Origin of the sequence: Shinella sp. HY16, from assembly GCF_028534175.1 — a bacterium.
Taxonomy (GTDB): domain Bacteria; phylum Pseudomonadota; class Alphaproteobacteria; order Rhizobiales; family Rhizobiaceae; genus Shinella.
In genome coordinates this window covers 3,054,752-3,077,329 of sequence record NZ_JAHYXL010000001.1, presented here as the reverse complement: position 1 = coordinate 3,077,329, position 22,578 = coordinate 3,054,752, and the positions used below count along the sequence as shown (strand labels likewise).

The window sequence follows — 22,578 nt, the reverse complement described above, 5'->3', positions numbered from 1 at the left end:
GCGGGGACACTACACAGACTGGACTGAGGGTCAAACGGCGCTTGGCGAAAATTCCTGATATCCAATGATGTAAACCTTTACATTGGGAGTGTAAAGGTTTACATCACATCTCAAGCGGTCGAGGAGCCGCAGGGAGGAAATCATGAATCCGGACGCTGCCGACGGGGTTCCCGTCGTTCTCGCTGCGCGCCGCATCGCCAAGTCTTTCAATGGCGTGCAGGTGCTTTTCAGCGTCAATTTCGAGCTGCGCGCCGGCGAGATTCATGCGCTGATGGGCGAGAACGGTGCCGGAAAGTCGACGCTCGTCAAGATCCTCTCCGGCTTCGAGCAGCCGACCTCGGGCGAGATCCTGCTCAATGGCCAGCCGGTCAAGCTGCCGCCGAACGGCCAGGCCGAACAGCTCGGCATCGTCATCATCCACCAGGAATTCAACCTCGCCGAACATCTGACCGTCACCGAAAGCCTGTTCCTCGGCCGGGAGGTGACGCGCTATGGCGTGCTGGACCGGAAATTCATGCGCGCCGAAACGCGCCGCGTGCTCGACCAGCTCGGGTCCCATGTCGATGAAACCGCGCTGATCAGCTCGCTCTCGATCGCCGACAAGCAGATGGTGGAGATCGCCAAGGCCATCAGTCGCGACGCGCGCATCATCTTCATGGACGAGCCGACCGCCGTCCTGTCGCGCGAGGAGACGAACTATCTCTTCCGCCAGGTGCGCAAGCTGCGGGAAAAGGGAACCTCCTTCGTCTTCGTCTCGCACAAGCTGGACGAGGTGATGGAACTCACGGACCGGGTCACGGTGCTGCGCGACGGCCAATGGGTGAAGACCGCGCCGACCAGCATTCTCGATGGCGAGTCCATCGCGCAGCTGATGGTCGGCCGTGAGCTTTCAAGTCTCTATCCCTCCAAGCAGGAGCCGAGCGTCGACGAAGAGGTGACGCTTTCGGTGGCGGGACTTTCGACCCACTACGTCAAGGATGCGAGCTTCGAGGTCCGCAAAGGGGAAATCCTCGGCTTTTCCGGCTTGATCGGCTCCGGCCGTTCGGAGCTGATGGAAGCGGTGGCCGGACTTCGCCCGCGCCTTGCCGGCGAGGTTTTGGTGCGGGGCGAGAACGTGCCCGGCGGCGATGTGCATGCCGCCAATCGCGTCGGCATCGCCTATATGACGAAGGACCGCAAGCAAAAGGGGCTTCTCCTGAACTCCCGCATGACGGCGAACCTCACGCTGCAATCGCTGGGGAAGCATGGCAAGTACGGCTATCTCAGCCCGAAGAGCGAAGCCGAGGCGCTGGAACGGGCGCGCCGCCGGTTCGATATCCGTGTGCGTGACGGGCGCGTCGTTGCCGGCCGCATGTCGGGCGGCAACCAGCAGAAGCTGCTGCTTGCCAAGGTCATGGAGACGGAACCCGATGTCATCATCATCGACGAGCCGACGCGCGGCATCGATGTCGGCACCAAGCAGCAGATCTACCATTTCATCTCCGCGCTCGCCCGCGACGGCAAGTCGATCATCGTCGTCTCCTCCGAGATGCCGGAGATCATCGGCCTGTGCACTCGCGTCGCCGTGATGCGGGAAGGACGGATCGTCGGCATTCTCGAAGGCGAGGAGATCTCGGAACAGGAGATCATGCGCTATTCGGCAGGGTTGAAGAAGAAGACCGCTGCCTGAGCCTTGCGCCGGCGGCATCACACAGAATCAGGTTTGGGGACGAACATGACGGCAAGCGAAGACGCGGTCGAAACGAAGGGCAAGCGCCGCAGCTGGCGGGATGTCGATCTGAGAGCCGTCGCGCCCTTCGCGGCACTGGCCCTGCTGCTCGTCGTCGGCGCGCTGGTGAACCCCAACTTCATTGGCTTCACCAACCTGGCGAACGTGGCGACGCGCAGCGCCTTCATCGCGATCATCGCGGTCGGCGCCACCTTCGTCATTTCGTCCGGCGACCTCGATCTCTCGGTCGGCGCCATGGTCGCCTTCGTCGCCAGTCTCATGATCCTCTTCATGAATTCCGGTGCGATCGCCGATCCCTCGCTGATGCTGACTGCCGCCATGGTCCTCACGGTCGTCATCGGCGCAGGCTGCGGCCTTTTGAACGGCCTCATCACCACCGTCGGCAAGATCGAGCCCTTCATCGCGACGCTCGGCACGATGGGCATCTATCGCGGCCTGACGACCTGGCTGTCGCAGGGCGGTGCGATCACGCTGCGCGAGCCCGAATTGCAGGCGCTTTATCGCCCGGCCTATTTCGGTTCGATCTTGGGCGTGCCGGTGCCGATCGCCGTCATCTTCGTCGTCACCGCCATTGCCGCCTTCGTCCTCTATCGCATGCGCTATGGCCGGCATGTCGTCGCCGTCGGCTCGAACAGGGATGTCGCGCGCTATTCGGGCATTCCGGTCGATCGCGTGCGCACCATCGCCTTCGTCATCCAGGGCCTGTGCGTCGCCATCGCCGTGCTGCTCTACGTGCCGCGTCTCGGCTCCACCTCGGCGACGACAGGCATCCTCTGGGAATTGCAGGCGATCACCGCTGTCGTTGTCGGCGGTACGGCGCTGAAGGGGGGAGCAGGCCGCGTCTGGGGCACGATCTGCGGCGCCTTCATCCTCGAATTGGTCGGCAACATCATGCTGCTCTCCAACTTCATCAGCGAATACCTGATCGGAGCCATCCAGGGCGCGATCATCATCATTGCGATGCTCGTCCAGCGTTCGCTGGTGCGCAAATCGTGAGACCAGGCAGTTCCAGCCACGGAATTGCGGGGAAGTAGCCGGGTCTACAGGTCGCCCGGCCTCTGAGGAAGACCTGATTTTGGGAGGAAACTCATGCGCAAGAAACTACTGGGCCTGACGGTTGCGGCGCTCGCCGTCTTCACCGGCTTCGCTCATGCACAGGAAGAGAAGAAGGTGACGATCGGCGTCTCGATCCCGGCGGCCAGCCACGGTTGGACGGCAGGCGTGATCTTCCATGCCGAGCGCGTCGCCAAGCTCCTGATGGCGAGCCATCCGGGCCTCAACGTCGTGGTCAAGACGTCGCCCGATCCGGCAAGCCAGGCAAATGCCGTGCAGGATCTCGCAACGCAGGGCATCGATGCGCTCGTCATCCTGCCGACAGATCCGGATCCGCTGGTCAATGCCATCAAGGAAATCAAGGGCAGCGGCACCTTCGTCGCGCTGGTCGATCGTGCGCCGAGCACGAACGACAATTCCGTGCGCGACCTCTATGTCGCCGGCAACAACTTCGCGCTCGGCCAGACGGCCGGCGAATACATCAAGGCCACCACGCCGGAGGCCGAAGTCGTCGTCATCCGCGGTATGCCGATCCCGATCGACCAGGAGCGTCAGGACGGCTTCGACAAGGGTATCGAAGGCTCCGGCGTGAAGGTTCTCGATCGCCAGTACGGCAACTGGAACCGCGATGATGCCTTCAAGGTCATGCAGGACTACCTTACCAAGTACCAGAAGATCGACGTCGTGTGGTGCCAGGACGACGACATGGCCGTCGGCGTCCTGCAGGCCATCGAGCAGGCCGGCCGCACGGATATCCAGTATGTCGTGGCGGGCGCCGGTTCGAAGGACATGATCAAGAAGGTCATGGACGGCGACAAGATGATCCCGGTCGATGTGCTCTATCCGCCGGCAATGGTTGGCACCGCGCTCGAAATGACCGTCGCCAACTTCTACGGCCAGGTTCCGGTCCGCGGCGTCTACACGATCGATGCGACGCTGGTGACGAAGGACAACGCGAAGGACTTCTACTTCCCGGATTCCCCGTTCTGATCTGACAAAAACATGCCGCCCGGGACATGATGGCCCGGGCGGTTGCGCTGCGCTCGCGTCATCCTCGGGTCAGGCCCGGCCATGGCGGAGGAGAAGGGCGCCAGCCTTGCGATTCGGCATTGCCCACCCCGCCAAACGCCGATAGCTTTCCACGTGCTGCGGTACGTACCGCAAAAAAAGTATCGTTGGCCGGCCACAGGAAACGGCCCGGTCCATGGGAGGATGCCACAGATGAAGACGATCAAGGGCCCGGCCCTGTTTCTCGCCCAGTTCGCCAGTGACGCCGCGCCGTTCAACTCCTGGGATTCCATCACCAAATGGGCCGCCGATATCGGTTACAAGGGTGTGCAGGTCCCGAGTTGGGACGCTCGCCTGATCGATCTCAGGAAGGCCGCAGAATCCAAGGCCTATTGCGACGACTTCGCCGGCAGGGCGCGTGAGAACGGCGTCGAGATCACCGAGCTTTCCACCCACCTCCAGGGCCAGCTGGTCGCCGTGCATCCAGCCTATGACGAGGCCTTCGACGGGTTCGCGGTGCCGGAGGTGCGCGGCAATCCGAAGGCGCGACAGGAATGGGCGGTTGAGCAGGTGAAGATGGCGCTGACGGCTTCGCGGCACCTTGGCCTTGATGCCATGGCCAGCTTTTCCGGCGCGCTCGCGTGGCCCTTCGTCTATCCCTGGCCGCAACGGCCGGCCGGCCTCGTCGAGACGGCCTTCGACGAACTGGCGAAGCGCTGGAAGCCGATCCTCGACCATGCAGAGGAAAATGGCGTCGACGTCTGCTACGAAATCCATCCCGGTGAGGACCTGCATGACGGCATCACCTACGAGATGTTCCTGGAGCGAACCGGCAACCATGCCCGTGCCTGTATGCTCTACGACCCCTCGCACTATGTGCTGCAGTGCCTCGATTATCTCGACAATATCGACATCTACAAGGACCGCATCCGCATGTTCCATGTGAAGGATGCCGAGTTCAACCCGACGGGCCGGCAAGGCGTCTACGGCGGCTACCAGAGCTGGGTGAACCGCGCCGGCCGCTTCCGTTCGCTTGGCGACGGCCAGGTCGATTTCGGTGCCGTCTTCTCCAAGATGGCGGCCAATGATTTCGCCGGCTGGGCGGTGGTGGAATGGGAATGTGCGCTAAAGCACCCGGAGGACGGCGCGCGCGAAGGCGCGGAGTTCGTCAAGGCCCACATCATTCGTGTGACGGAGAAGGCTTTTGATGACTTTGCCGATGCCGGGACGGATCAGGCGGCCAACCGGCGCATGCTGGGGCTTTGATACCGGCGAAGGGCTCATTCCGCGCTTGAACTTTTAGGAGGAACATTCATGGCAATCGAAGGAAGCGCCAGCGAGGCGCGGGAGGGCCGCATCCGGCTCGGCATGGTCGGCGGCGGTTCGGGCGCGTTTATCGGCGCGGTGCACCGCATCGCGGCGCGTCTCGATGATCAATACGAACTTGTCGCCGGTGCGCTGTCGTCTTCGCCGGAAAAGGCGGAACAGTCGGCCCGCGAACTGGGGCTCGACCCCTCCCGCAGCTATGGCAGCTTCAAGGAAATGGCGATCCGCGAGGCGAAGCTGAAGAACGGCATCGAGGCTGTGGCGATCGTTACGCCGAACCATGTGCATTACGAGGCGGCGAGGGAGTTTCTGAAGCGGGGCATCCATGTCATCTGCGACAAGCCGCTGACTTCCACCCTCTCGGATGCCCGCAAGCTGAAGAAGCTGACGGAGGAGAGCGATGCACTCTTCGTGCTGACGCACAACTACACCGGCTATCCGATGGTTCGCCAGGCGCGGGAAATGGTGGCCAATGGTGATCTCGGCGCGATCCGGCTCGTGCAGATGGAATATCCGCAGGACTGGCTGACCGAGGACATCGAGAGCGGCGGCCAGAAACAGGCGGCCTGGCGCACCGATCCGTCGAAATCCGGTGCCGGTGGTTCGACAGGGGATATCGGCACGCATGCCTACAATCTCGGGTGCTTCGTCTCCGGGTTGGAGCTTGCCGAACTTGCCGCCGATCTCGACAGCTTCGTGCCGGGCCGCCGTCTCGACGACAATGCCCATGTGATGATGCGCTTCAAGGAAAAGAACGGTGTCGCCGCCAAGGGTATGCTCTGGTGCAGCCAGGTGGCCCCGGGGCATGAGAACGGCCTGAAGGTGCGGGTCTATGGCACCAAGGGTGGTCTCGAATGGGTGCAGGCCGATCCGAACTACCTCTGGTACACGCCCTTCGGCGAGCCGAAACGCCTGATCACCCGGGGCGGCGCCGGTTCCGGCGCCGCGGCCGCCCGCGTCAGCCGCGTTCCGGCTGGCCATCCGGAAGGTTATCTCGAAGGATTCGCCAACATCTATTCCGAAGCGGCCCGGGCCATTCACGCCAAGCGCAAGGGCGCGCCGGTCGATCCCGCCGTCACCTATCCGACGGTGGATGACGGCCTCAAGGGCATGCTTTTCGTTGATGCCTGCGTGCAATCGTCGAAGAAGAACGGAGCCTGGGTCAAGGTCTGAGGTTTTTTGATCGCCGGTCGCCGCCTCCAGGGGTGGCGGCCGGGTACCTTTCAGGCAAAAATGCTGCCGAGGCGGATCACCAGTTTCTTGTCGAACAGGTGGCCTCGGTCGAACATCCAGTTCAGGGCGTCCCGTGTAGTCCACGGCCGCTTGTAGGGACGGGTGCTCGTCAGGGCCTCGAAGACGTCGCAGATGGTGGCGATCCGGATTTCCTGGCTCAGCTTGTCGGCCTTGAGACCGAGCGGGTAGCCGCTGCCATCCAGGGTTTCGTGATGGTATCGGCAGATGTCGAGCACCAGATCGGAAACGTTGGCCTGCTCCTTCAGCAGGCGATATCCGAGTTCGGGATGGCCGCGCACCAGGCGTTTTTCGTCGCTGTCCAGCCGGCCGCTCTTGTTGAGAACGGCATTCGGGATCATCAGCTTGCCGACATCGTGCAGCAAGCCTGCAACGCCGAGCTCGCGCACGGCGCTGTCGTCATGGCCGAGCAGGCGGGCAAGGCGCATCATCAGCGCACTGACAGCCAGCGAATGCACGTAGGTGCCCTCGTCCTTCGTCTTCAGGCGCGTGACCTTCAGGAAGACATCGGGGTCGGCGTCGATACGCTCGGAAATCTCGTCGGCGACCGGGGATAGTGCGTCGATTTCCAGCTGACCGGTTCTCGCTGCGTCGAAGCTGGTGCGCAGGGATCGGGCCGATTCTGCCACTGTCTCCAGCGTGCGCTTGCGCTCTTCGGCGGCTTGCGTTGCAGGGGCGGGGCCGGTGGCGAGGTCTATGTCCACCGTGCTTTTTTGTGGATTGATCAGGGCATAGGCGGCGGAAGTCGCCAGGATCGCCCGTACGGTTTCGTCGGACTGGACAAGGAAGCGACGCCCTGAAAATTCGGCGTTCGGGCATTCCAGCGATTCTACGAACATGCCCTTCCGCACGAGATGCTTCGCAATTCGTCGTACCACGCCAGTGTCTCCGTCCCAGCTATTGGTAGTTTAAGGGACAAGTTCCTAACCTTTGTTTAAGCAATCCCTGTTTGACGAGTCTTGCGACCCTTTGCTGCAAGTTACAAAATTCGGCTGAATGCGAAAGGTATTGATTTTTGCGGCCAGGACTCTTACTGCAACGTTGCAGTTTCAATGACAAGCGTTTGCCGCGCATGAAAGACGACAATGAACGATCCCAAGATCCTTGCCGACCGCTTTCCCGGCGATTTCGTGTTCGGCGTGGCGACGGCGGCTTTCCAGATCGAGGGCGCTACGAAGCTGGATGGTCGCAAGCCCTCTATCTGGGATGCGTTTGCCAACATGCCGGGCCGTGTCTATGGCCGGCACAATGGCGATGTGGCCTGCGATCACTACAACCGGCTGGAAGAGGACCTCGATCTCATCCAGTCGCTCGGCGTGTCGGCCTACCGGTTCTCCATCGCCTGGCCGCGCGTCATCCCCGAAGGCACGGGGCCGGTGAACGAGAAGGGGCTGGATTTCTACGATCGCCTCGTGGATGGCCTGAAGGCACGTGGCATCAAGGCCTTTGCGACGCTTTATCACTGGGACCTGCCGTTGATGCTGGCCGGCGATGGCGGCTGGACGGAGCGGCAGACGGCCTATGCCTACCAGCGTTATGCGAAGACCGTGATCGCCCGGCTGGGCGACCGGCTGGATGCGGTCGCGACCTTCAATGAGCCCTGGTGTTCCGTCTGGCTAAGCCATCTCTACGGCATTCACGCACCGGGTGAGCGCAACATGGACGCCGCGCTGCACGCCCTGCACTTTACCAACCTGGCGCATGGCCTCGGTGTTGCGGCGATCCGCGCGGAGCGCCCGCAGCTTGCCACCGGTCTCGTTCTCAATGCGCATTCCATCTATGCCGGTAGCGCCGGGGAAGCCGACCTGGCGGCGGCCACGCGCGCTTTCGATTTTCACAACGGCGTCTTCTTCGGGCCGGTCTTCAAGGGTGAATATCCCGAAAGCTTCCTCTCGGCGCTCGGCGATCGCATGCCGGCGATCGAGCCGGGCGACATGGAGACGATCAGCCAGCCGCTCGACTGGTGGGGGCTCAATTATTATACGCCGATGCGGGTTGCGCACGATGTGTCGGAAGGGGCGGAATTCCCTGCGACCGTGCCGGCACCGCCGGTTACCGACATCAGGACGGATATAGGCTGGGAGGTGTTTGCGCCGGCGCTCGGGGATCTCATCCGCAAGCTCAATGCGGATTATGCGCTGCCCGCCTGTTACATCACGGAAAACGGCGCCTGCTACAATATGGAGGTCGAAAACGGTGCGGTCGACGACCAGCCGCGCCTCGACTACATCGCCGAACATCTCGGCGTTACGGCAGATCTCATCCGTGAAGGCTATCCGATGCGCGGCTATTTTGCCTGGAGCCTCATGGACAATTTCGAATGGGCCGAAGGGTACCGGATGCGCTTCGGCATCGTGCATGTCGACTATGGCACGCAGGTCCGTACGGTCAAGAAAAGCGGCAAGTGGTATGCCGAACTTGCCGGGGCCTTTCCCAAGGGCAATCATCGGGCCGCCTAGCGGCCCGCACTCCCTTGTATTGTCGTGCCGGCCGTAAAGGATTCATAACGGTTCTGCCGCATCATTTCCGCTTGGTTGGAGAAGACGATGCTGCGGCTAGCGCGCCACCTTTCTGGCATGATCGGCGCCCGACGGCTTGCAGTCGTACTGGGCGTTCTGGCCTCCTTTGCCGTCGTCGTCAGCCTTGCGACCGTGCTCGTCATGATGGCGCTCGGCTTCCTTGCGAACCGGGCGAACGAGCTCGATGCGGAGCGCACGCGCCAGACGGTGTTTGGCGCGCTCTCCTCCATGCGCAGTTCCATGGTCACCACCGTACGCGACTATGCCGTCTGGGACGACGCGGTGCAGGCCACCTACGGCACGCCCGATATGCCGTGGCTGGTTGCCAATATGGGGGTTGCCACGGAAGGCGGGCCGCTCTTCGACACGGTCTTTCTGATCGATGAAGCGGGCAAGACGATGCTTGCCTATCGCAATGGTGCGCCTGTCGAGGCCGATGCACGCGCCTATGGCGGCCCGACCTTCACGGACATGCACCGCAAGATCCTTGAGGCCGGGCTCGATCCGGGCGAAGAATTGGGGGCCTTCCTGCAAACGCCGGACGGGCCGGCCGTCGGCGCCATTTCCGCGATCCGGCCGATGTCCGATGCGGTCAAGGCACCCTCGGAGGCCCTGCGCACGCTCTTCATCATCCGGCACCTGACACCGGCCCGCATTGCCCGCATCGCCGACAACTTCCTGATCTCGGGCCTGATGCTGACCGAGGCCGCCCCGCCGGCAGGCCTCGCCGTTCCGCTGAACGATCCGGGCGGCAGGGCCATCGGTTTTCTTTCCTGGACACCGGATGCGCCGGGTGACCAGAGCTATGCGCAAGTGCGTCCCCTGGTGCTGCTGGCGCTGGCCGGTGTCGTCTTCTTTTTCGTGCTTCTCGTTTTGACCGGCGCGGCCTTTACGATCCGTCTCAAGGCGGACGAGAACACGGCCCGGACCCAGGCTCTCACCGACAGGCTGAGCGGCCTCCGGAACCGCACCGGCCTCTATCTCGGCCTTGACGAGCTGAATGGCCGTGCGACGGAGGAGGAGGGCGACGTCGTGATGCTCTATCTCGACCTCGACGGTTTCAAGGATGTCAACGATTTCTATGGCCATGCGGTCGGCGACCGGCTGATACGCGGGGTTTCGGCCGGGCTCTCGCGTCTCGTTCCGGCCAAAGCCATGCTGGCCCGCATCGGCGGCGATGAATTCGCCATCGCTTTCATCGACGGGCCCGACGGGCCGGAGGCTGAGCGTCTCACCCGGTCCATTCTGGATTTCTTCTCCGAACCTCTCGCAATCGGCGAGCGCGTTGCCGTGGTCGGTGCCAGCATCGGCCTTGCTGTCTCGCGCCGGGGCGGCGTCGGCGGCGAGGAGCTTCTGCGGCGGGCGGATGTCGCCATGTACCGCGCCAAGCATGCCGGCCGCGGCCGCGCCATGCACTATGAAACACTGATGGACGACGACCGTGACGAGCGGCGGGAGATGGAGGAGGCCTTGCGGTCCGCCGTTGCGCGCGGTGAGATCGACGTCGTGTTCCAGCCGATCGTCGCCGCGCGGAGCCGGACCATCTGCGGCGTCGAGGCACTTGCCCGCTGGTCGCGCGGCGGAACGAAGCCCGTGCCGCCGGACGTCTTCATCCCCTTGGCGGAATCGACCGGCATCATCGATGCGCTCGGGCCGCTTGTCCTGAAGCGGGCCTGCGAGGCGGCACGCAACTGGCCGGAGGTGGGCGTCTCGATCAACCTGTCGCCGGCGCAGTTCCGCAATCCCTATTTCCCGGACCGGGCGCTGAGCATCATCGCGGAGGCGGGCATTGCGCCGTCCCGTGTGACGCTGGAAATCACCGAGGGCTATTTCATCCAGAACCCAGGCCGGGCGAAACTCGTCATGGACCGGCTGAAGGCCGGTGGCGTGCGTATCGCGCTCGATGATTTCGGCGCCGGCTTTTCCAGCATCGGCTATCTCATCCGCTTCGGCTTCGACCGCATGAAGATCGACCGCTCGCTCACGATTGCCGGCGAGCAGTCGCCGAAGGGCGGCGCAATGCTGCAGGCGACGGTGGCGCTCGCCACATCCTTCGACATGCCGGTGACGGCCGAGGGGGTGGAGACGGCGGAACAGGCCGCCTTCCTCCATCTGTGCGGCTGCGACCAGCTGCAGGGCTATTTCTTCGGCAGGCCAATGAGCGAGGCGGCGATCAGCGATCTGCTCGCTCCGCCGGCCGATATCGAGGCTGCGGCCGGCTGATTATTTTCCGAGGTGGCGTTCGCCGCGTTTCTTCGCAAGGTCCATCTGCAACTGGCGCTGACGGAAGCGCAGGCGATCGTCCTCGCTGCGTGCTGCGTGGCAGTGCGGACAGGAGACGCCGGCCTCGTAAAGCGGCGAAGTGATCTCTTCTGCCGTCAGCGGATGGCGGCAGGCGCGGCAGAGCCTGTGCTCGCCCTCTTCCAGGCCATGCAATACGGAGACGCGCTCGTCGAAGACGAAACACGCACCTTCCCAGAGACTTTCTTCTGCGGGCACTTCCTCGAGATATTTCAGGATGCCACCTTTCAGATGGTAGACCTCGTCGAACCCCTGTTCCTTCATGAAGGCGGTCGCCTTCTCGCAGCGGATGCCGCCGGTGCAGTACATGGCGATCTTCGGCTTGTTGTGCAGGCCGGTATTCTCCCGCACCCAGTCCGGAAACTCGCGGAAGGTCTTGGTGTTCGGATCCACGGCGCCCTTGAACATGCCGATCGCGGTCTCGTAGTCGTTGCGCGTGTCGATGACGATCGTCTCCGGGTCGGAGATCAGCGCATTCCAGTTCTCGGGCGCCACATAGGTGCCGACGGAACGCGTGGGGTCGATGTCCTCGACGCCCATCGTGACGATCTCCTTCTTCAGCCGCACCTTCATGCGCAGGAAGGGCATCTCGGCCGCGTGGCTTTCCTTGTGTTCCAGTGCGGCGAATTCCGGCTGGCTGCGCAGGAAGGCGAGCACACGGCGGAGGCCATCGGCCGGGCCGGCGATCGTGCCGTTGATGCCCTCATGGGCGAGCAGCAGCGTCCCGCGCACGCCGTTTTCCTCGCAAAGCGCCTGCAGGGGGGGGCGCAGTTCGGCAAAGCGCGGAACCGCGACGAAATGATAGAGCGCGGCGACAAGAAAGCCGCTGGCCGGGACGGGCGAAGAAATCTCGTGGGTCATGGCCGCCACATACAACCTCGCCGCTTTTCAGGCAATGCGGCGTAGCGGCTCAGGCGAGCTGATGCAGCCGCGCGCCGTCGCTGATGCCGAGCGCCATGGACTGGTTGGAATACTGGCTTTCGCCCGTCACTTCCCGGCCCACCCAGTTGGGCAGCTCCGGATCGTCATGGATCGAGGCAAGCTCTACCTCGGCGATGACAAGCCCGCGATGGGCGCCCTCATAGACATCGACTTCCCAGACGTGGCCCTCGTGCGGCACCTTGTAGCGGACTTTCTGGATGACGTTGCCGATGGCATGGCGCAGCATGTCCTCAGCCTCGTCGCGGTCGATTTCGAACTCGTATTCATCGCGTACGAGCGCGGTGTGTCCGACCTTGAGGGTAATGCGTGACTGCCCGTTGCCGTAGATGCGGACCCGTAGAGACCGGTCGTCCTGGGCGACAATATAGGCCTGCCGTATGGCGATGCCTTCGTCTGCGAAGGTACGCCACCGCTGCCCCGATACCAGGAACTTCCGCTCGATCTCTTTCGCCATAGGCTCGCTTTCGCAGTTGGAGATGGGCTTGGGCGAGGGGAACACTACACGATAAGTCTGTCATGACAAGAGAAGCCTTCATGCTTTAGGCTCGACACGACGTCGCAGACGCGCTATTCGGGTCAAAATTCAATCGTTTTAAAAGGTCGTGCCATGAGCGAGAAGAACGCCAAGCTCCTTTCCGTCCTGAAGCTGCAGCCGGTGGTGCCGGTGCTGGTCATCGAGGACCTCTCGACTGCCGTTCCGCTGGCGCGCGCGCTGGTGGCGGGCGGCCTCAAGGCCATCGAAATCACGCTGCGCACGCCCGCCGCGCTGGAGGCGATCCGCGCGGTCGCCAACGAGGTTGAAGGTGCCGTTGCCGGTGCCGGCACGATCCTCAATGCTGCGCAGTTCGAGGCGGCGGTCGAGGCCGGCTCGCAGTTCATCGTCAGCCCCGGCACGACGCAGGAGCTGATCGACGCGGCTGCCGACAGCGACATCCCCCTGCTGCCGGGTGCTGCCACGGCCAGCGAGGTCATGGGCCTTCGCGAAGAGGGCTATCAGGTTCTGAAGTTCTTCCCGGCCGAGCAGGCGGGCGGAGCCGCTTACCTGAAATCGCTGTCCTCGCCGCTCGCCGGCACGCTGTTCTGCCCGACGGGTGGCATTTCGCTCGCGAATGCCCGCGACTACCTCTCGCTGCCGAATGTCGTCTGCGTCGGCGGCTCCTGGGTGGCACCGAAGGACCTCGTTGCCAAGGGTGACTGGGCGGGCATCACCAAGCTCGCCGCGGAAGCGTCGGCCCTTAAGGGCTGAGGCAGGTTCAGCGGTTTTGCAGACGGGCGCCCCTTGGTCGCCCGTTATGCATTTGTAATTCAGGGCGTGCATTCCTATCTTGCCTTGCTGTCGGCCCTTGCGATGCAAGAGAACAAGTGAAACGGAGACCGCCCATGTTTGACGCCAAGAAGTTGCTTGACCAGTTCCTCGGTTCGCAGGTGCCTGGTGCCGGCGGATCCGTGCGCGACCGCGCGGGCCAGGTGACGCAGCTCGCCAAGGACAATCCACTTGCCTCGATCGCCATCGCCGGCGTTCTTCTCGGTACGGGCACCGGACGTCAGGTGGCCGGCTCCGCGCTGAAGATCGGTAGCCTTGCCGCCATCGCCGGCCTCGGCTACCAGGCCTACAAGAACTACAAGGCCGGCCAGAACCCGGTCGAGACGACGCAGGGCGGAACGCCAGAGCTCTTGCCGCCGCCGACCGATTCCGGCTTCCATCCTGAAGCCGTCAGCACGGATTTCGCTCTCATCCTCGTGCGCGCCATGATCGCCGCCTCGCGTGCCGACGGCCATATCGACGAGGCCGAGCGCGCCCGCATCATGGACAAGCTGAAGGTTTCCGGCCTCGGTGCGGATGCCACGCAGTTCCTCGAAGAGGAGCTGGCCAACCCGGTCGATCTCGACGCGATCATCGCTGCTGCGACGACCGAAGAGCAGCGCGTCGAACTCTACACAGCCTCGCGCCTCGCCATCGAGCCGAAGTCGCGCGCCGAACGCGGCTATCTCGACCTGCTCGCCGGCCGCCTCGGCCTTGCCGATGCGCTGGTCGACCACATCGAGGCGACGGTTTCCGCCGCCACCGTCTGAGGATTTGGCGGAGCGGCGGAACGCCGCTCCCCGCTTTCAACATTGCGCGCGCCCGCGCGCTGCTCTATCCCTTCGGCAAGGACCGAAGGAGGATTTTCATGCGCGACCTCAAGGATTGGAAAGGCTGCCCGCCGCCGGCGCCCGTCACCCTCGAAGGCCGTACCGTGCGTCTTGAGCCCTACCAGCGGGAAAAACACCTAAAGGCCCTCTGGGAGGCCTTCGGTGGCATGCAGATCAACCCGCTGCTGCGCTATTTCACGCAGGCCGATTTCGCCAGCATCGAGGATTTTGATTCCTGGTCGGAAGCGGTCATCACGTCCGGCTGGGTGCGCGAGGTGATCATCGACAAGGCGGCCGGCGAGGTTGTCGGGATGGCGCATTACATGCGGCCCGACCCGGCAAACGGCGTCGTTGAGATTGGCGGCATCGCCCATGGTGGCGGCATGTCCCGCTCGCCGCTCTCGACCGAGGCGCAATACCTGCTTGCCAAGCACGCTTTCGAGGATCTCGGTTATCGCCGCTACGAATGGAAATGCCACAACGGCAACGAGGCCAGCAAGCGCACCGCCGCCCGCCTCGGCTTCACCTTCGAGGGCGTCTTCCGCCAGCATATGCTGTCCAAGGGCGAGAACCGCGATACCGCATGGTTCTCGATCATCGACGGGGAGTGGCCACTTCTTGCCAAGGCTTTCGACGCCTGGCTCTCGCCTGACAATTTCGGTGCCGACGGCCAGCAGAAACGTCGCCTGGAAGACATCCGCGCGGAGATTGCAGCATGACCGAAGCACCGGAACGCAAGGGCAAGTCGCCGGCGCTGGCAGCGCTCTTCATTCTGCTCGGCACGGGCGCGGTGTTCTATTTCCTGCCGCGGGTGATGATCGCGCTTGGCGATGTCTCGCCATGGCTGGCGGGCGTCTTCGGCGCGCTGCTCGTGCTCGGCTTTTTCCTGCTCTTCTGGCTCCGGGCGCGCTATCAGCGCAGCCGCGGCGACTAGAGCGTTTCCGTTTTTCTCTGAATCGCGAAAACACTCGATCTCTTTGTTTTAACGCATTTCCGAACGGAAAACGCTTCGCACTTTCCTGCAAATGATCGAGGGCGCTGTTATCAGCCCTGCAGTGCAGCGCCGAGCAGGAGCAATCCAAGGACCATGACCAGCGCTGCGCCACCGATCTCGATGGCGCTACCCACGCGGGCGGCGGCCGAACCGTTGCCGGCGAAACGAACGGCCGCGCCTTTGGCCGTGACGGCGAGCGTGGCGAGGGTGGAGACGGTGATCGCGGTACCGATAGACATGGCGAAGACGGCGAGCAGGCCGCCGAGATAGAGGCCGTTCAGAAGCGCGAAGCTGAGCACGATCAGCGCACCCGAGCAGGGCCTGAGACCGACGGCGACGATGGCCGACCAGGCCTCGCGCAGTGCAAAGCGCTCACCCTTCAGGAGCGAGGGATCCGGTGCATGGGCATGGCCGCAGGTCGAGCAGATCTCCCCGGCATGGTGGTGATGATGCGCATGGTCGCGATGGTCGTGATCGTGTACCTCGACCGCCTGCGCGCCAAGCGCCGAGGCCCGTCGTTCCGCCGGTCGCAGCTTGCGGAAGAGCAGCCAGGCGCCGAAAAGGGCGATGAGGGCGTAGCTGCCGATTTCGAGTGCGCGGGTGGCATCGGTCATCGAGACCGTGGTGCCGCGCAGGAAGAGATAGGCCGCGCCGACGAGCAGGATCGCGACGATGCCCTGCAGGATCGAGGAGAGGAAGGAGAGAGCAACGCCGCGCTTCAGCTCCACCTCGTTTGCCAGCATGTAGGAGGAGATGACGGCCTTGCCGTGGCCGGGGCCGGCGGCATGGAAGACGCCATAGGCGAAGGAGAGGCCGACCAGTGTGGACGCTGCCCAGGGGTTCTCGCGCATCTCCTTTAGTGCGCCGGTCATGGCGCGGTAGAAGCCCTGCTGCTGGGCGTTGATCCAGCCGAACAGGCTGCCGAAGGTGCCGGTCGTGTTGAAACCCGGCTCCGCCGAGCCGATGCCGAGTGGCGACTGTGCGTGGGCAAGACCGGCAGCGGTCGCGATCGCGACTGTCAGCGTGAGAAGGGCAAGAGCCCGGCCGCGGGTCAGCATGTCAGCTCCAGACGGGTGGCGAAGAGTTTCGACATGTCGGTGCCCGCGGGATCGTTGAAGAAGGCTTCCGTCAGGCTGTCCTGGTTCTGAGCGAGCACCTCGTCCGCATCCGGCCGCACGACCGCCCGCTTGCAGGCAGTGAACTTGTCGCCGACGGCGATGAGGTCGTCGTCCGAGGCGAAGTCCATGGCAGCGTACATGGTGGGGTCATAGACGCCGAAGGTGAGCTTGCCCTTGAGGGGCATGGCTTCGCCTGGCTTGACGGTGAAGAACATCAGGAGCTGCCCTTCCTTGTAGTCGACGTTGATCGCGTCGGGCTTGGCGATCTTGATGGATTTCCCATCCTCGGTGATCGTCGTGTAGTAGCTGAACTCTTCCAGCGACTCGAGAACAGTCTGGCCGACTTCCGCCAGTTCGTCCGGATCGAGCGCGGCATTGCTGTTCTTGTCGAAATCCATCACGACGCTGGCCGAGAACATTTCGTCGAAACGCCAGACATTGCGCAATTCGCTGACCGTGCCGTCTTCGCCGGCCACCACTTCAAGCCGCGCTTCCGCGAAGATATGCGGATGGGCAAAGGCCGCAGCCGGGGCAAGGAAGGCTGCTCCGGCAACGAGGAGGGGGAGGAATCGCATGGGGTATATCCTCTCGCGGCAGCGTTCAGAATCGACCGGCTGAATGTAACGCAAATGGGTCGGAATTGGGACCTCGCCGCGGCACCTTATGCTTCGATGCCGGGATTGCGGCGGAACCAGCCGTGCAGGAAGTCGACGAAGGTGCGCACCTTCGCGGGCAGGTAGCGGCGGTGCGGATAGATCGCGTAGATGCCGCGGTCTGTCGGTAGGTAATCCTCCAGGATCGAAACGATCTTGCCGCTGTCGAGGCAATGGCGGGCGATGAAGGCCGGCACCTGTGCGACGCCGAGGCCACTGGCCGCCGCGCGCACGGCTGCCGTCGGGCTGTTCACCTCGATATGGCCGCCGACAGGCACGGAAAAGCCCGCGCCCTTCTCGTCGATGAAGCGCCAGTTGCTGTGCGACTTGCCGTTGGTGTCGATGATGCAGGGCAGGCGGGCAAGGTCGCTTGGGTGGTTGATCGGGCCGACCCGCTCCAGGAACTCCGCGCTGACGCAGATCTTCAGGTAGAAATCGCCGAGTTTGCGCGCGATGAGGGCCGAGTCTTCCAGGCGCGTAATGCGGACGGCCACGTCGAAACCTTCTTCAACGAGATCGACGAAGCGGTCGTCCGAGACGATTTCCAGCGAGAGTTCCGGGTGCTCCTTGCCGAAATCGATGATTGACTGGCCGATGTCGGCATCGACGAAGGTACGTGGCGCGGAAACCTTCAGCTTGCCGCGCAGGTCGGTGTTCTTCTCGCGCACGAGATCGGCAAGATTGTCGATCTCCTTCAGGATATCGGAGGCGGTGCGGTAGTAGGTGTGGCCGGCCTCGGTCATAGAGAACTGGCGCGTGGTGCGGTTGAGGAGCAGCGTGCCCAATTCGTCCTCCAGCTCACGCACATATTTCGACAGCAGCGCCTTGGACCGGCCGGTCTTGCGGGAGGCGGCGGAAAAGCCCTCGGCGTCCACGACGTCTATGAAGGCCCGGATTCGGGTCAGAGTATCCATGTGTCCCCATGCGGCTGCGGCCGAAACGGTGGCCGGGGCGTAATCACCATTCTGTGAAAACCAGTTCGGCGAATGTCGTGGCTGTCAGAATATTTTCAATAGCGTTCCGCAAAAAACCTCTTGATTACGACAGCGATTCTTCTTATCTCCCGCCTTGCCCAAAGTCGCACGTGCCTGTGGGTGTCCGCCGACCCTCGATTTGGTGAGGAACTCGGTAAGGTACCTGGAACTAACCCCTCCAGTCGTTTCTCCGGCCAACCGGAAGAGCGAGGACATCTTGAAGCAACGACGGTGCGGGCCTTTCTGGTGTCTGCCGGCTTTCCAACAGCCGGGGTTACTGAAGAGGCACACCTTCATTGCCGGACGTGCGGTCGGGTTCTCCCGCCAATCCATGGCAGACAAAGCCGAATCAAAGCCTAGGCGGGCTTTGGTTCACCGTTCGCGCATGATGCGCATGCTTGGTTCCGGGGTCTCCACCGGCTGGTTCCAGAGCGTGCTCGTATCTGCCCTTTGTCCTCTGGGGTTTTCCCGGAGCAACCTGGATATGGGGAATACCGAAATGACCTCTGCACGTATTATCGACTTCCTGAACACCCGACGTCCCGACGGCCCGTGCCTCGTGGTCGACCTCGATGTCGTGCGTGACAATTTCAAGGCGTTCCGCCACGCGCTGCCCGACAGCTCCATCTACTACGCTGTCAAGGCCAACCCGGCCCCGGAAGTCCTGCGCCTGCTCGCCTCCATGGGCTCCAACTTCGATTGCGCGTCCGTCGCCGAAATCGAAATGGCGCTCGACGCCGGTGCCACCCCGAGCCGCATCTCCTTCGGCAACACGATCAAGAAGGAACGCGACGTCGCCAAGGCGCATGCGCTCGGCGTTTCGCTCTTTGCCGTCGACAGCCATGAGGAAGTCGAGAAGATTTCCCGTGCCGCTCCCGGTGCACGCGTGTTCTGCCGTGTCCTGACGGATGGCGAAGGTGCGGAATGGCCGCTGTCGCGCAAGTTCGGCTGCGTACCGCAGATGGCCGTCGACGTGCTCGTCTATGCCCACCAGAACGGTCTCGTCTCCTATGGCGTATCGTTCCATGTCGGCTCGCAGATGACGAAGGTCGATGCCTGGGATTCGGCGCTTGCCGATGCCAAGCGCGTCTTCGTGCAGCTTGCCAAGCAGGGCATCGAGCTCAAGATGGTCAACATGGGCGGCGGCTTCCCGACGAAGTACCTGCGTGACGTCCCGTCTGCCGAAGCTTATGGCAAGGCGATCTTCGGCGCGCTGAAGAAGCACTTCGGCAACCAGATCCCGGAAACCATCATCGAGCCGGGCCGCGGCATGGTCGGCAATGCGGGTGTCATCAAGGCGGAGGTCGTTCTCGTCTCGAAGAAGTCGGACAACGACAACCATCGCTGGGTCTTCCTCGACATCGGCAAGTTCGGCGGTCTCGCCGAAACCATGGACGAGGCGATCCGCTACCCGATCCGCACCGCGCGCGATCAGGACGAGATGGAGCCCTGCGTTCTCGCCGGCCCGACCTGCGATTCGGCCGACGTGATGTACGAGAAGAACATGTATCCGCTGCCGGTCTCGCTTTCGATCGGCGACGAGGTTCTGATCGAAGGCACCGGCGCCTACACGACGACCTACTCGGCCGTCGCCTTCAACGGCTTCGAGCCGCTCAAGGCCTACGTGATCTGACCACCCGGCGCTCCCGTCCCTGCGGGAGCGCCACCCTCACAATTTGTTCTGGATACCGTTTGAATCGGTTTTGAGTGCGGGAGGCCCAGAGATGGCCACTGTTCTTGATTCTGTCCGCGCGTTCTTCGCGCATGCCGCCTTCACCATCGACCAGGAAAATGCCGGCGACGTCGTTGCGCGCGAGCGTCTGCTCGATCGCGTCATGGGCGAAGCCCGCTTCCGCAAGTCGTCGGAAAAGATCCGCCGCGGCCGCATGCCGGCCGAAGGTCTCGCGCTTGTCGCGCGGGATCTGGACGGCCACGTCATCGGCACCGTGCGTCTGTGGAATGTCGAGGCCGGGGTCGATTCCGAAGGCAATGCCGTGCCGGCGCTGCTGCTCGGTCCACTTGCCGTCGATTGCGAGCACGAAGGCAAGGGCATCGGCGGTGCGCTGATGCGGGCTGCGATCACCGAGGCGCAGGGCCGTGGTCACGGGGCCGTGCTGCTGGTGGGCGATCCGGAATATTACGAGCGCTTCGGTTTCTTTGCCGATAAGGCACAGCATCTCGTCATGCCTGGTCCGTTCGAGCGTCGCCGCTTTCTCGCGCTGGAGCTGAAGGACGGCTGGCTGGACGGTGCTGCCGGCGTGCTCGTCGCAGGCGGACGTCGGCGGATGGTGACGGAGCCGCGCAAGGCGGCCTGACATTCGGGCCGGCGACCGGCCGGCCCTCTTCCGTTTGATGTCTGCCATTGTTTTAATTGGGCAATTGTCAAGATTGGCGCGAATTTCTCGCCAATCCCTCCTTTCATGTGTCGCTGTTTGATCCATCTCAAAGGACCACCGTGCCGCCTCGCTTCATAGTCGCCCTCGCAAAGACGAGTCGCGTTTGATGGAGAGACGACATGAAGGGAAATTGGATGGGGCGTGCCGCCCTTGCCGCCGGCCTGGCGCTGCTGGCCGGACAGGCTGCCGCAGCTGACCTTGAGGAGCGCATGGCGCCGCCGGAGGCGACGGTTGATTTCGCAGCGCAGAGCCCCTGGCAGATCCGTGTGCGCGGTCTTGGCGTCATCACGAACGATTCCGGCTTCGTGAACGGTATCCCGGGGTCCGACCTTTCCTATTCGGACACGGTCATCCCGGAACTCGACATCTCCTACTTCTTCACCGACAACATCGCGGCCGAACTCATTCTCGGCACGACCTATGCGAATGTGCATGCGGATGGTGGGATCAAGGGGCTTGGCAAGGTGGGCAAGGCCTGGCTGCTCCCGCCGACGGTGACCCTGCAGTACCACTTCACCGATTTCGGTGCGTTCAAGCCCTATGTCGGTGCCGGGGTGAACTACAGCCTGTTCTACGAGCAGTCCGGCTCGGGCAAGTTCTCCAATCTCGACATCGAGAACAAGCTGGGCGCGGCCCTGCAGGTCGGTTTCGACTATATGCTGGACGAGCATTGGGGCGTGAACTTCGACGTGAAGAAGATCTTCCTCGAGCCCAAATGGAAAGTTGATCTCGACGGGGCGCCGCTCACCGGCAAGGCGAAGCTCAATCCCTGGCTGGTCGGTGCGGGTGTCACCTATCGGTTCTAGAATGATCGACCTGCTCCGTCCCAGCCGGGCGGAGCAGGCGCATCAGCCCGTTGCGCGACGGTAGAAGGCGAGGGATCCGGCGAGCGCCAAAAGCACGCCGCCGCAGATGCGGTCGAGCCATATGGCGCCGGATGTCTTCAAAAGACGCACGGCCTGCGAGCCGAGTGCCGCATAGCCGAACATGACAAGAAAATCGATTGCCGCGAAGGTGAGTGCGAGCAGTACATATTGCTGCGCCTGCGCAGCCGCGGGATCGATGAACTGCGGCAGGAAAGCCGAGAAGAAGAGATAGCCCTTCGGATTGGTGACGGCGACGAGGAAGCTTTTGGCGAAGATCGCCCTTGAGGAGCCGAGATTTGCCGGCGCTGCATCGAGCGCCCGGCTGAGCGAGCCGGTGGAGCGCAGCATCTGGATGCCGAGGAAGGCGAGATAGGTGGCGCCCAGCCATTTGACGACGGAGAACCAGAATTCGGAGGCGGCGAGCAGCGCGCCGAGACCGAGCGCCACCGCGCCGATCAGAACGAAATCCGACAGCACGGCGCCGACCATGCCGGGCAGGGCGCGCCGGAGGCCGTAGCGCGAACCGTTTGTGAGGGCCAACAGCACCGTCGGGCCGGGCGTGGCGATCCCGATGAAGGCAACGGCGGCGAAGGCAAGCAGGGTGATGAGCGTCATGGTCGGTTCCTCCCGGTGAGATTGCTCCCACGCCAACGGAAATCCTGCAAGGGTCCATACGGGCCTGATTTGACAGGAGGCCGGCGAGGCCTTATGTGCAGGGCTAGGGTGAGAGCCCCTGCCGCCCGCGAGCGCAAGCTTTGGTGAAGTCTCTCTTTCAGAAAAATCGGTCTTCCAGCATCAGGCATGCGAACCGGTGGCAATGCGGGCTCCCTCCGAAACGACGCATGCACCGACTGGAGATCTGACATGCGTCCATCACCGACGCCCCTTCCATCGCTTGACGCCCTGAAAGATCAGGCAAAGCGGCTGCGCGCCCGCTTTTCCGAGGACGACCAGGCGATTTCCCATTCCCGCGCCCTCGAACTCATCGCCGCCCAATACGGTTTTCGCGACTGGAACACGCTGCATGCGGTCGTCGGCAACCGGCCACCGTTCAATCCATGGATGCTGGGCGCTCGCGTGCGCGGCCATTATCTCGGCCAACCCTTCGACGCACAGGTGCTCGGGGTGCAGGCGCTGACCGGCCAGCCCGGCCGCTACCGCATGGTGCTGCATTTCGATGAGCCGGTGGATGTGGTGACCTTCGATAGTTTCTCCGCCTTCCGCCAGCGCGTGCATTGCACCGTGGATGAAACCGGCAGAACCACGGAAAAGACCTCGAACGGCCGGCCGCATCTCGAGCTCGAATGGTGAGGCC

Annotated in this window: 22 protein-coding genes; 15 read left to right on the top strand and 7 right to left on the bottom strand. The window is 63.2% G+C overall.

Translation table 11 applies throughout. The features are described from left to right. The first annotated feature begins 142 nt into the window (after positions 1–142). The 5 genes from K0P03_RS15235 to K0P03_RS15215 all read left to right on the top strand — a co-directional run bounded on the left by K0P03_RS15235 (position 143) and on the right by K0P03_RS15215 (position 6,289). Positions 143–1,669 carry a sugar ABC transporter ATP-binding protein gene (locus K0P03_RS15235; RefSeq protein ID WP_272789989.1) on the top strand — a complete coding sequence of 509 codons (1,527 nt, stop codon included), beginning with the start codon at positions 143–145 and terminating at the stop codon, positions 1,667–1,669. A gap of 45 nt (positions 1,670–1,714) precedes the next feature. Beyond that, a complete protein-coding gene (locus K0P03_RS15230; RefSeq protein WP_272789988.1) occupies positions 1,715–2,725 on the top strand; it encodes an ABC transporter permease in 1,011 nt (336 codons plus the stop codon). A gap of 93 nt (positions 2,726–2,818) precedes the next feature. Beyond that, entirely contained in the window at positions 2,819–3,772 is a 954-nt protein-coding gene (locus K0P03_RS15225; RefSeq protein ID WP_024270906.1) for a substrate-binding domain-containing protein, read from the top strand. A 231-nt stretch (positions 3,773–4,003) separates the two neighbouring features. Further along, the gene (locus tag K0P03_RS15220) at positions 4,004–5,056 is read left to right on the top strand and encodes a sugar phosphate isomerase/epimerase family protein (RefSeq protein ID WP_272789987.1); all 1,053 of its coding nucleotides are present in this window, start codon (positions 4,004–4,006) and stop codon (positions 5,054–5,056) included. A gap of 48 nt (positions 5,057–5,104) precedes the next feature. Next, entirely contained in the window at positions 5,105–6,289 is a 1,185-nt protein-coding gene (locus tag K0P03_RS15215; protein ID WP_050743749.1) for a Gfo/Idh/MocA family protein, read from the top strand. Between the two features lie 50 nt (positions 6,290–6,339). On the opposite strand, the gene K0P03_RS15210 is transcribed toward K0P03_RS15215, so the two are convergent. After that, on the bottom strand, positions 6,340–7,245 hold the full coding sequence (locus K0P03_RS15210) for an HD-GYP domain-containing protein (RefSeq protein ID WP_256370881.1): 906 nt from the start codon (positions 7,243–7,245) through the stop codon (positions 6,340–6,342). A gap of 207 nt (positions 7,246–7,452) precedes the next feature. Between K0P03_RS15210 and K0P03_RS15205 the strand changes: the two genes are divergently transcribed. Both K0P03_RS15205 and K0P03_RS15200 read left to right on the top strand, forming a co-directional pair. Further along, complete coding sequence (locus K0P03_RS15205) at positions 7,453–8,826, top strand: GH1 family beta-glucosidase (protein WP_272789986.1); 1,374 nt, start codon at positions 7,453–7,455, stop codon at positions 8,824–8,826. An 87-nt stretch (positions 8,827–8,913) separates the two neighbouring features. Further along, the gene (locus K0P03_RS15200) at positions 8,914–11,109 is read left to right on the top strand and encodes a putative bifunctional diguanylate cyclase/phosphodiesterase (protein ID WP_272789985.1); all 2,196 of its coding nucleotides are present in this window, start codon (positions 8,914–8,916) and stop codon (positions 11,107–11,109) included. Here K0P03_RS15200 and trhO read toward each other — a convergent pair whose 3' ends face one another. Next, positions 11,110–12,048: an oxygen-dependent tRNA uridine(34) hydroxylase TrhO gene (trhO, locus tag K0P03_RS15195; protein WP_037408103.1), complete on the bottom strand. Its 939-nt coding sequence runs from the start codon at positions 12,046–12,048 to the stop codon at positions 11,110–11,112. Positions 12,049–12,097: 49 nt separating this feature from the next. Next, entirely contained in the window at positions 12,098–12,583 is a 486-nt protein-coding gene (locus K0P03_RS15190) for a CYTH domain-containing protein (RefSeq protein WP_023512018.1), read from the bottom strand. Positions 12,584–12,736: 153 nt separating this feature from the next. On the opposite strand from K0P03_RS15190, the gene K0P03_RS15185 reads away from it, so the two are divergent. The 4 genes from K0P03_RS15185 to K0P03_RS15170 all read left to right on the top strand — a co-directional run bounded on the left by K0P03_RS15185 (position 12,737) and on the right by K0P03_RS15170 (position 15,196). Continuing rightward, positions 12,737–13,375, top strand: a complete 639-nt coding sequence (locus K0P03_RS15185; RefSeq protein ID WP_272789984.1) for a 2-dehydro-3-deoxy-phosphogluconate aldolase — start codon at positions 12,737–12,739, stop codon at positions 13,373–13,375. A gap of 134 nt (positions 13,376–13,509) precedes the next feature. After that, on the top strand, positions 13,510–14,202 hold the full coding sequence (locus K0P03_RS15180) for a tellurite resistance TerB family protein (RefSeq protein ID WP_023512020.1): 693 nt from the start codon (positions 13,510–13,512) through the stop codon (positions 14,200–14,202). Between the two features lie 98 nt (positions 14,203–14,300). Next, positions 14,301–14,981, top strand: a complete 681-nt coding sequence (locus tag K0P03_RS15175; protein ID WP_272789983.1) for a GNAT family N-acetyltransferase — start codon at positions 14,301–14,303, stop codon at positions 14,979–14,981. After that, positions 14,978–15,196: a hypothetical protein gene (locus K0P03_RS15170; RefSeq protein ID WP_050743754.1), complete on the top strand. Its 219-nt coding sequence runs from the start codon at positions 14,978–14,980 to the stop codon at positions 15,194–15,196. Before K0P03_RS15175 ends, K0P03_RS15170 begins: the two co-directional genes overlap by 4 nt. Positions 15,197–15,306: 110 nt before the next feature. On the opposite strand, the gene K0P03_RS15165 is transcribed toward K0P03_RS15170, so the two are convergent. The 3 genes from K0P03_RS15165 to K0P03_RS15155 form a co-directional block, all read right to left on the bottom strand. After that, positions 15,307–16,314 (bottom strand): nickel/cobalt transporter, encoded by a 1,008-nt coding sequence (locus K0P03_RS15165; RefSeq protein ID WP_272789982.1) that lies wholly within the window; start codon positions 16,312–16,314, stop codon positions 15,307–15,309. After that, a complete protein-coding gene (locus K0P03_RS15160) occupies positions 16,308–16,949 on the bottom strand; it encodes a DUF1007 family protein (RefSeq protein WP_272789981.1) in 642 nt (213 codons plus the stop codon). The genes K0P03_RS15165 and K0P03_RS15160 overlap by 7 nt, the downstream gene beginning before the upstream one ends. An 86-nt stretch (positions 16,950–17,035) precedes the next feature. Further along, entirely contained in the window at positions 17,036–17,941 is a 906-nt protein-coding gene (locus K0P03_RS15155) for a LysR family transcriptional regulator (protein ID WP_024270902.1), read from the bottom strand. A gap of 559 nt (positions 17,942–18,500) precedes the next feature. Between K0P03_RS15155 and odc2 the strand changes: the two genes are divergently transcribed. The 3 genes from odc2 to K0P03_RS15140 all read left to right on the top strand — a co-directional run bounded on the left by odc2 (position 18,501) and on the right by K0P03_RS15140 (position 21,203). Then, positions 18,501–19,634: an ornithine/lysine decarboxylase gene (gene odc2 / locus K0P03_RS15150; RefSeq protein WP_130514066.1), complete on the top strand. Its 1,134-nt coding sequence runs from the start codon at positions 18,501–18,503 to the stop codon at positions 19,632–19,634. Between the two features lie 91 nt (positions 19,635–19,725). Beyond that, on the top strand, positions 19,726–20,316 hold the full coding sequence (locus K0P03_RS15145; RefSeq protein WP_272789980.1) for a GNAT family N-acetyltransferase: 591 nt from the start codon (positions 19,726–19,728) through the stop codon (positions 20,314–20,316). A gap of 200 nt (positions 20,317–20,516) precedes the next feature. Continuing rightward, complete coding sequence (locus tag K0P03_RS15140) at positions 20,517–21,203, top strand: OmpW/AlkL family protein (protein ID WP_024270900.1); 687 nt, start codon at positions 20,517–20,519, stop codon at positions 21,201–21,203. Positions 21,204–21,245: 42 nt separating this feature from the next. Here the strand turns inward: K0P03_RS15140 and K0P03_RS15135 are convergent, their stop codons facing one another. After that, on the bottom strand, positions 21,246–21,878 hold the full coding sequence (locus tag K0P03_RS15135; protein ID WP_272789979.1) for a LysE family translocator: 633 nt from the start codon (positions 21,876–21,878) through the stop codon (positions 21,246–21,248). A 249-nt stretch (positions 21,879–22,127) separates the two neighbouring features. On the opposite strand from K0P03_RS15135, the gene K0P03_RS15130 reads away from it, so the two are divergent. Next, complete coding sequence (locus K0P03_RS15130) at positions 22,128–22,574, top strand: glyoxalase superfamily protein (RefSeq protein WP_050743759.1); 447 nt, start codon at positions 22,128–22,130, stop codon at positions 22,572–22,574. Positions 22,575–22,578 lie beyond the last annotated feature (4 nt).

What these genes read in the sequence shown, in the direction of transcription:
- K0P03_RS15140 (WP_024270900.1), top strand. Translation starts at nt 20,517, where the DNA reads ATGAAGGGAAATTGGATGGGGCGTGCCGCCCTTGCCGCCGGCCTGGCG.
- K0P03_RS15230 (WP_272789988.1), top strand. Translation starts at nt 1,715, where the DNA reads ATGACGGCAAGCGAAGACGCGGTCGAAACGAAGGGCAAGCGCCGCAGC.
- K0P03_RS15135 (WP_272789979.1), bottom strand. Translation starts at nt 21,878, where the DNA reads ATGACGCTCATCACCCTGCTTGCCTTCGCCGCCGTTGCCTTCATCGGG.
- K0P03_RS15215 (WP_050743749.1), top strand. Translation starts at nt 5,105, where the DNA reads ATGGCAATCGAAGGAAGCGCCAGCGAGGCGCGGGAGGGCCGCATCCGG.
- K0P03_RS15165 (WP_272789982.1), bottom strand. Translation starts at nt 16,314, where the DNA reads ATGCTGACCCGCGGCCGGGCTCTTGCCCTTCTCACGCTGACAGTCGCG.
- K0P03_RS15130 (WP_050743759.1), top strand. Translation starts at nt 22,128, where the DNA reads ATGCGTCCATCACCGACGCCCCTTCCATCGCTTGACGCCCTGAAAGAT.
- K0P03_RS15185 (WP_272789984.1), top strand. Translation starts at nt 12,737, where the DNA reads ATGAGCGAGAAGAACGCCAAGCTCCTTTCCGTCCTGAAGCTGCAGCCG.
- K0P03_RS15190 (WP_023512018.1), bottom strand. Translation starts at nt 12,583, where the DNA reads ATGGCGAAAGAGATCGAGCGGAAGTTCCTGGTATCGGGGCAGCGGTGG.
- K0P03_RS15155 (WP_024270902.1), bottom strand. Translation starts at nt 17,941, where the DNA reads ATGGATACTCTGACCCGAATCCGGGCCTTCATAGACGTCGTGGACGCC.
- K0P03_RS15220 (WP_272789987.1), top strand. Translation starts at nt 4,004, where the DNA reads ATGAAGACGATCAAGGGCCCGGCCCTGTTTCTCGCCCAGTTCGCCAGT.
- odc2 (WP_130514066.1), top strand. Translation starts at nt 18,501, where the DNA reads ATGACCTCTGCACGTATTATCGACTTCCTGAACACCCGACGTCCCGAC.
- K0P03_RS15225 (WP_024270906.1), top strand. Translation starts at nt 2,819, where the DNA reads ATGCGCAAGAAACTACTGGGCCTGACGGTTGCGGCGCTCGCCGTCTTC.
- K0P03_RS15145 (WP_272789980.1), top strand. Translation starts at nt 19,726, where the DNA reads ATGGCCACTGTTCTTGATTCTGTCCGCGCGTTCTTCGCGCATGCCGCC.
- K0P03_RS15180 (WP_023512020.1), top strand. Translation starts at nt 13,510, where the DNA reads ATGTTTGACGCCAAGAAGTTGCTTGACCAGTTCCTCGGTTCGCAGGTG.
- K0P03_RS15175 (WP_272789983.1), top strand. Translation starts at nt 14,301, where the DNA reads ATGCGCGACCTCAAGGATTGGAAAGGCTGCCCGCCGCCGGCGCCCGTC.
- K0P03_RS15205 (WP_272789986.1), top strand. Translation starts at nt 7,453, where the DNA reads ATGAACGATCCCAAGATCCTTGCCGACCGCTTTCCCGGCGATTTCGTG.
- K0P03_RS15160 (WP_272789981.1), bottom strand. Translation starts at nt 16,949, where the DNA reads ATGCGATTCCTCCCCCTCCTCGTTGCCGGAGCAGCCTTCCTTGCCCCG.
- K0P03_RS15235 (WP_272789989.1), top strand. Translation starts at nt 143, where the DNA reads ATGAATCCGGACGCTGCCGACGGGGTTCCCGTCGTTCTCGCTGCGCGC.
- K0P03_RS15170 (WP_050743754.1), top strand. Translation starts at nt 14,978, where the DNA reads ATGACCGAAGCACCGGAACGCAAGGGCAAGTCGCCGGCGCTGGCAGCG.
- K0P03_RS15200 (WP_272789985.1), top strand. Translation starts at nt 8,914, where the DNA reads ATGCTGCGGCTAGCGCGCCACCTTTCTGGCATGATCGGCGCCCGACGG.
- trhO (WP_037408103.1), bottom strand. Translation starts at nt 12,048, where the DNA reads ATGACCCACGAGATTTCTTCGCCCGTCCCGGCCAGCGGCTTTCTTGTC.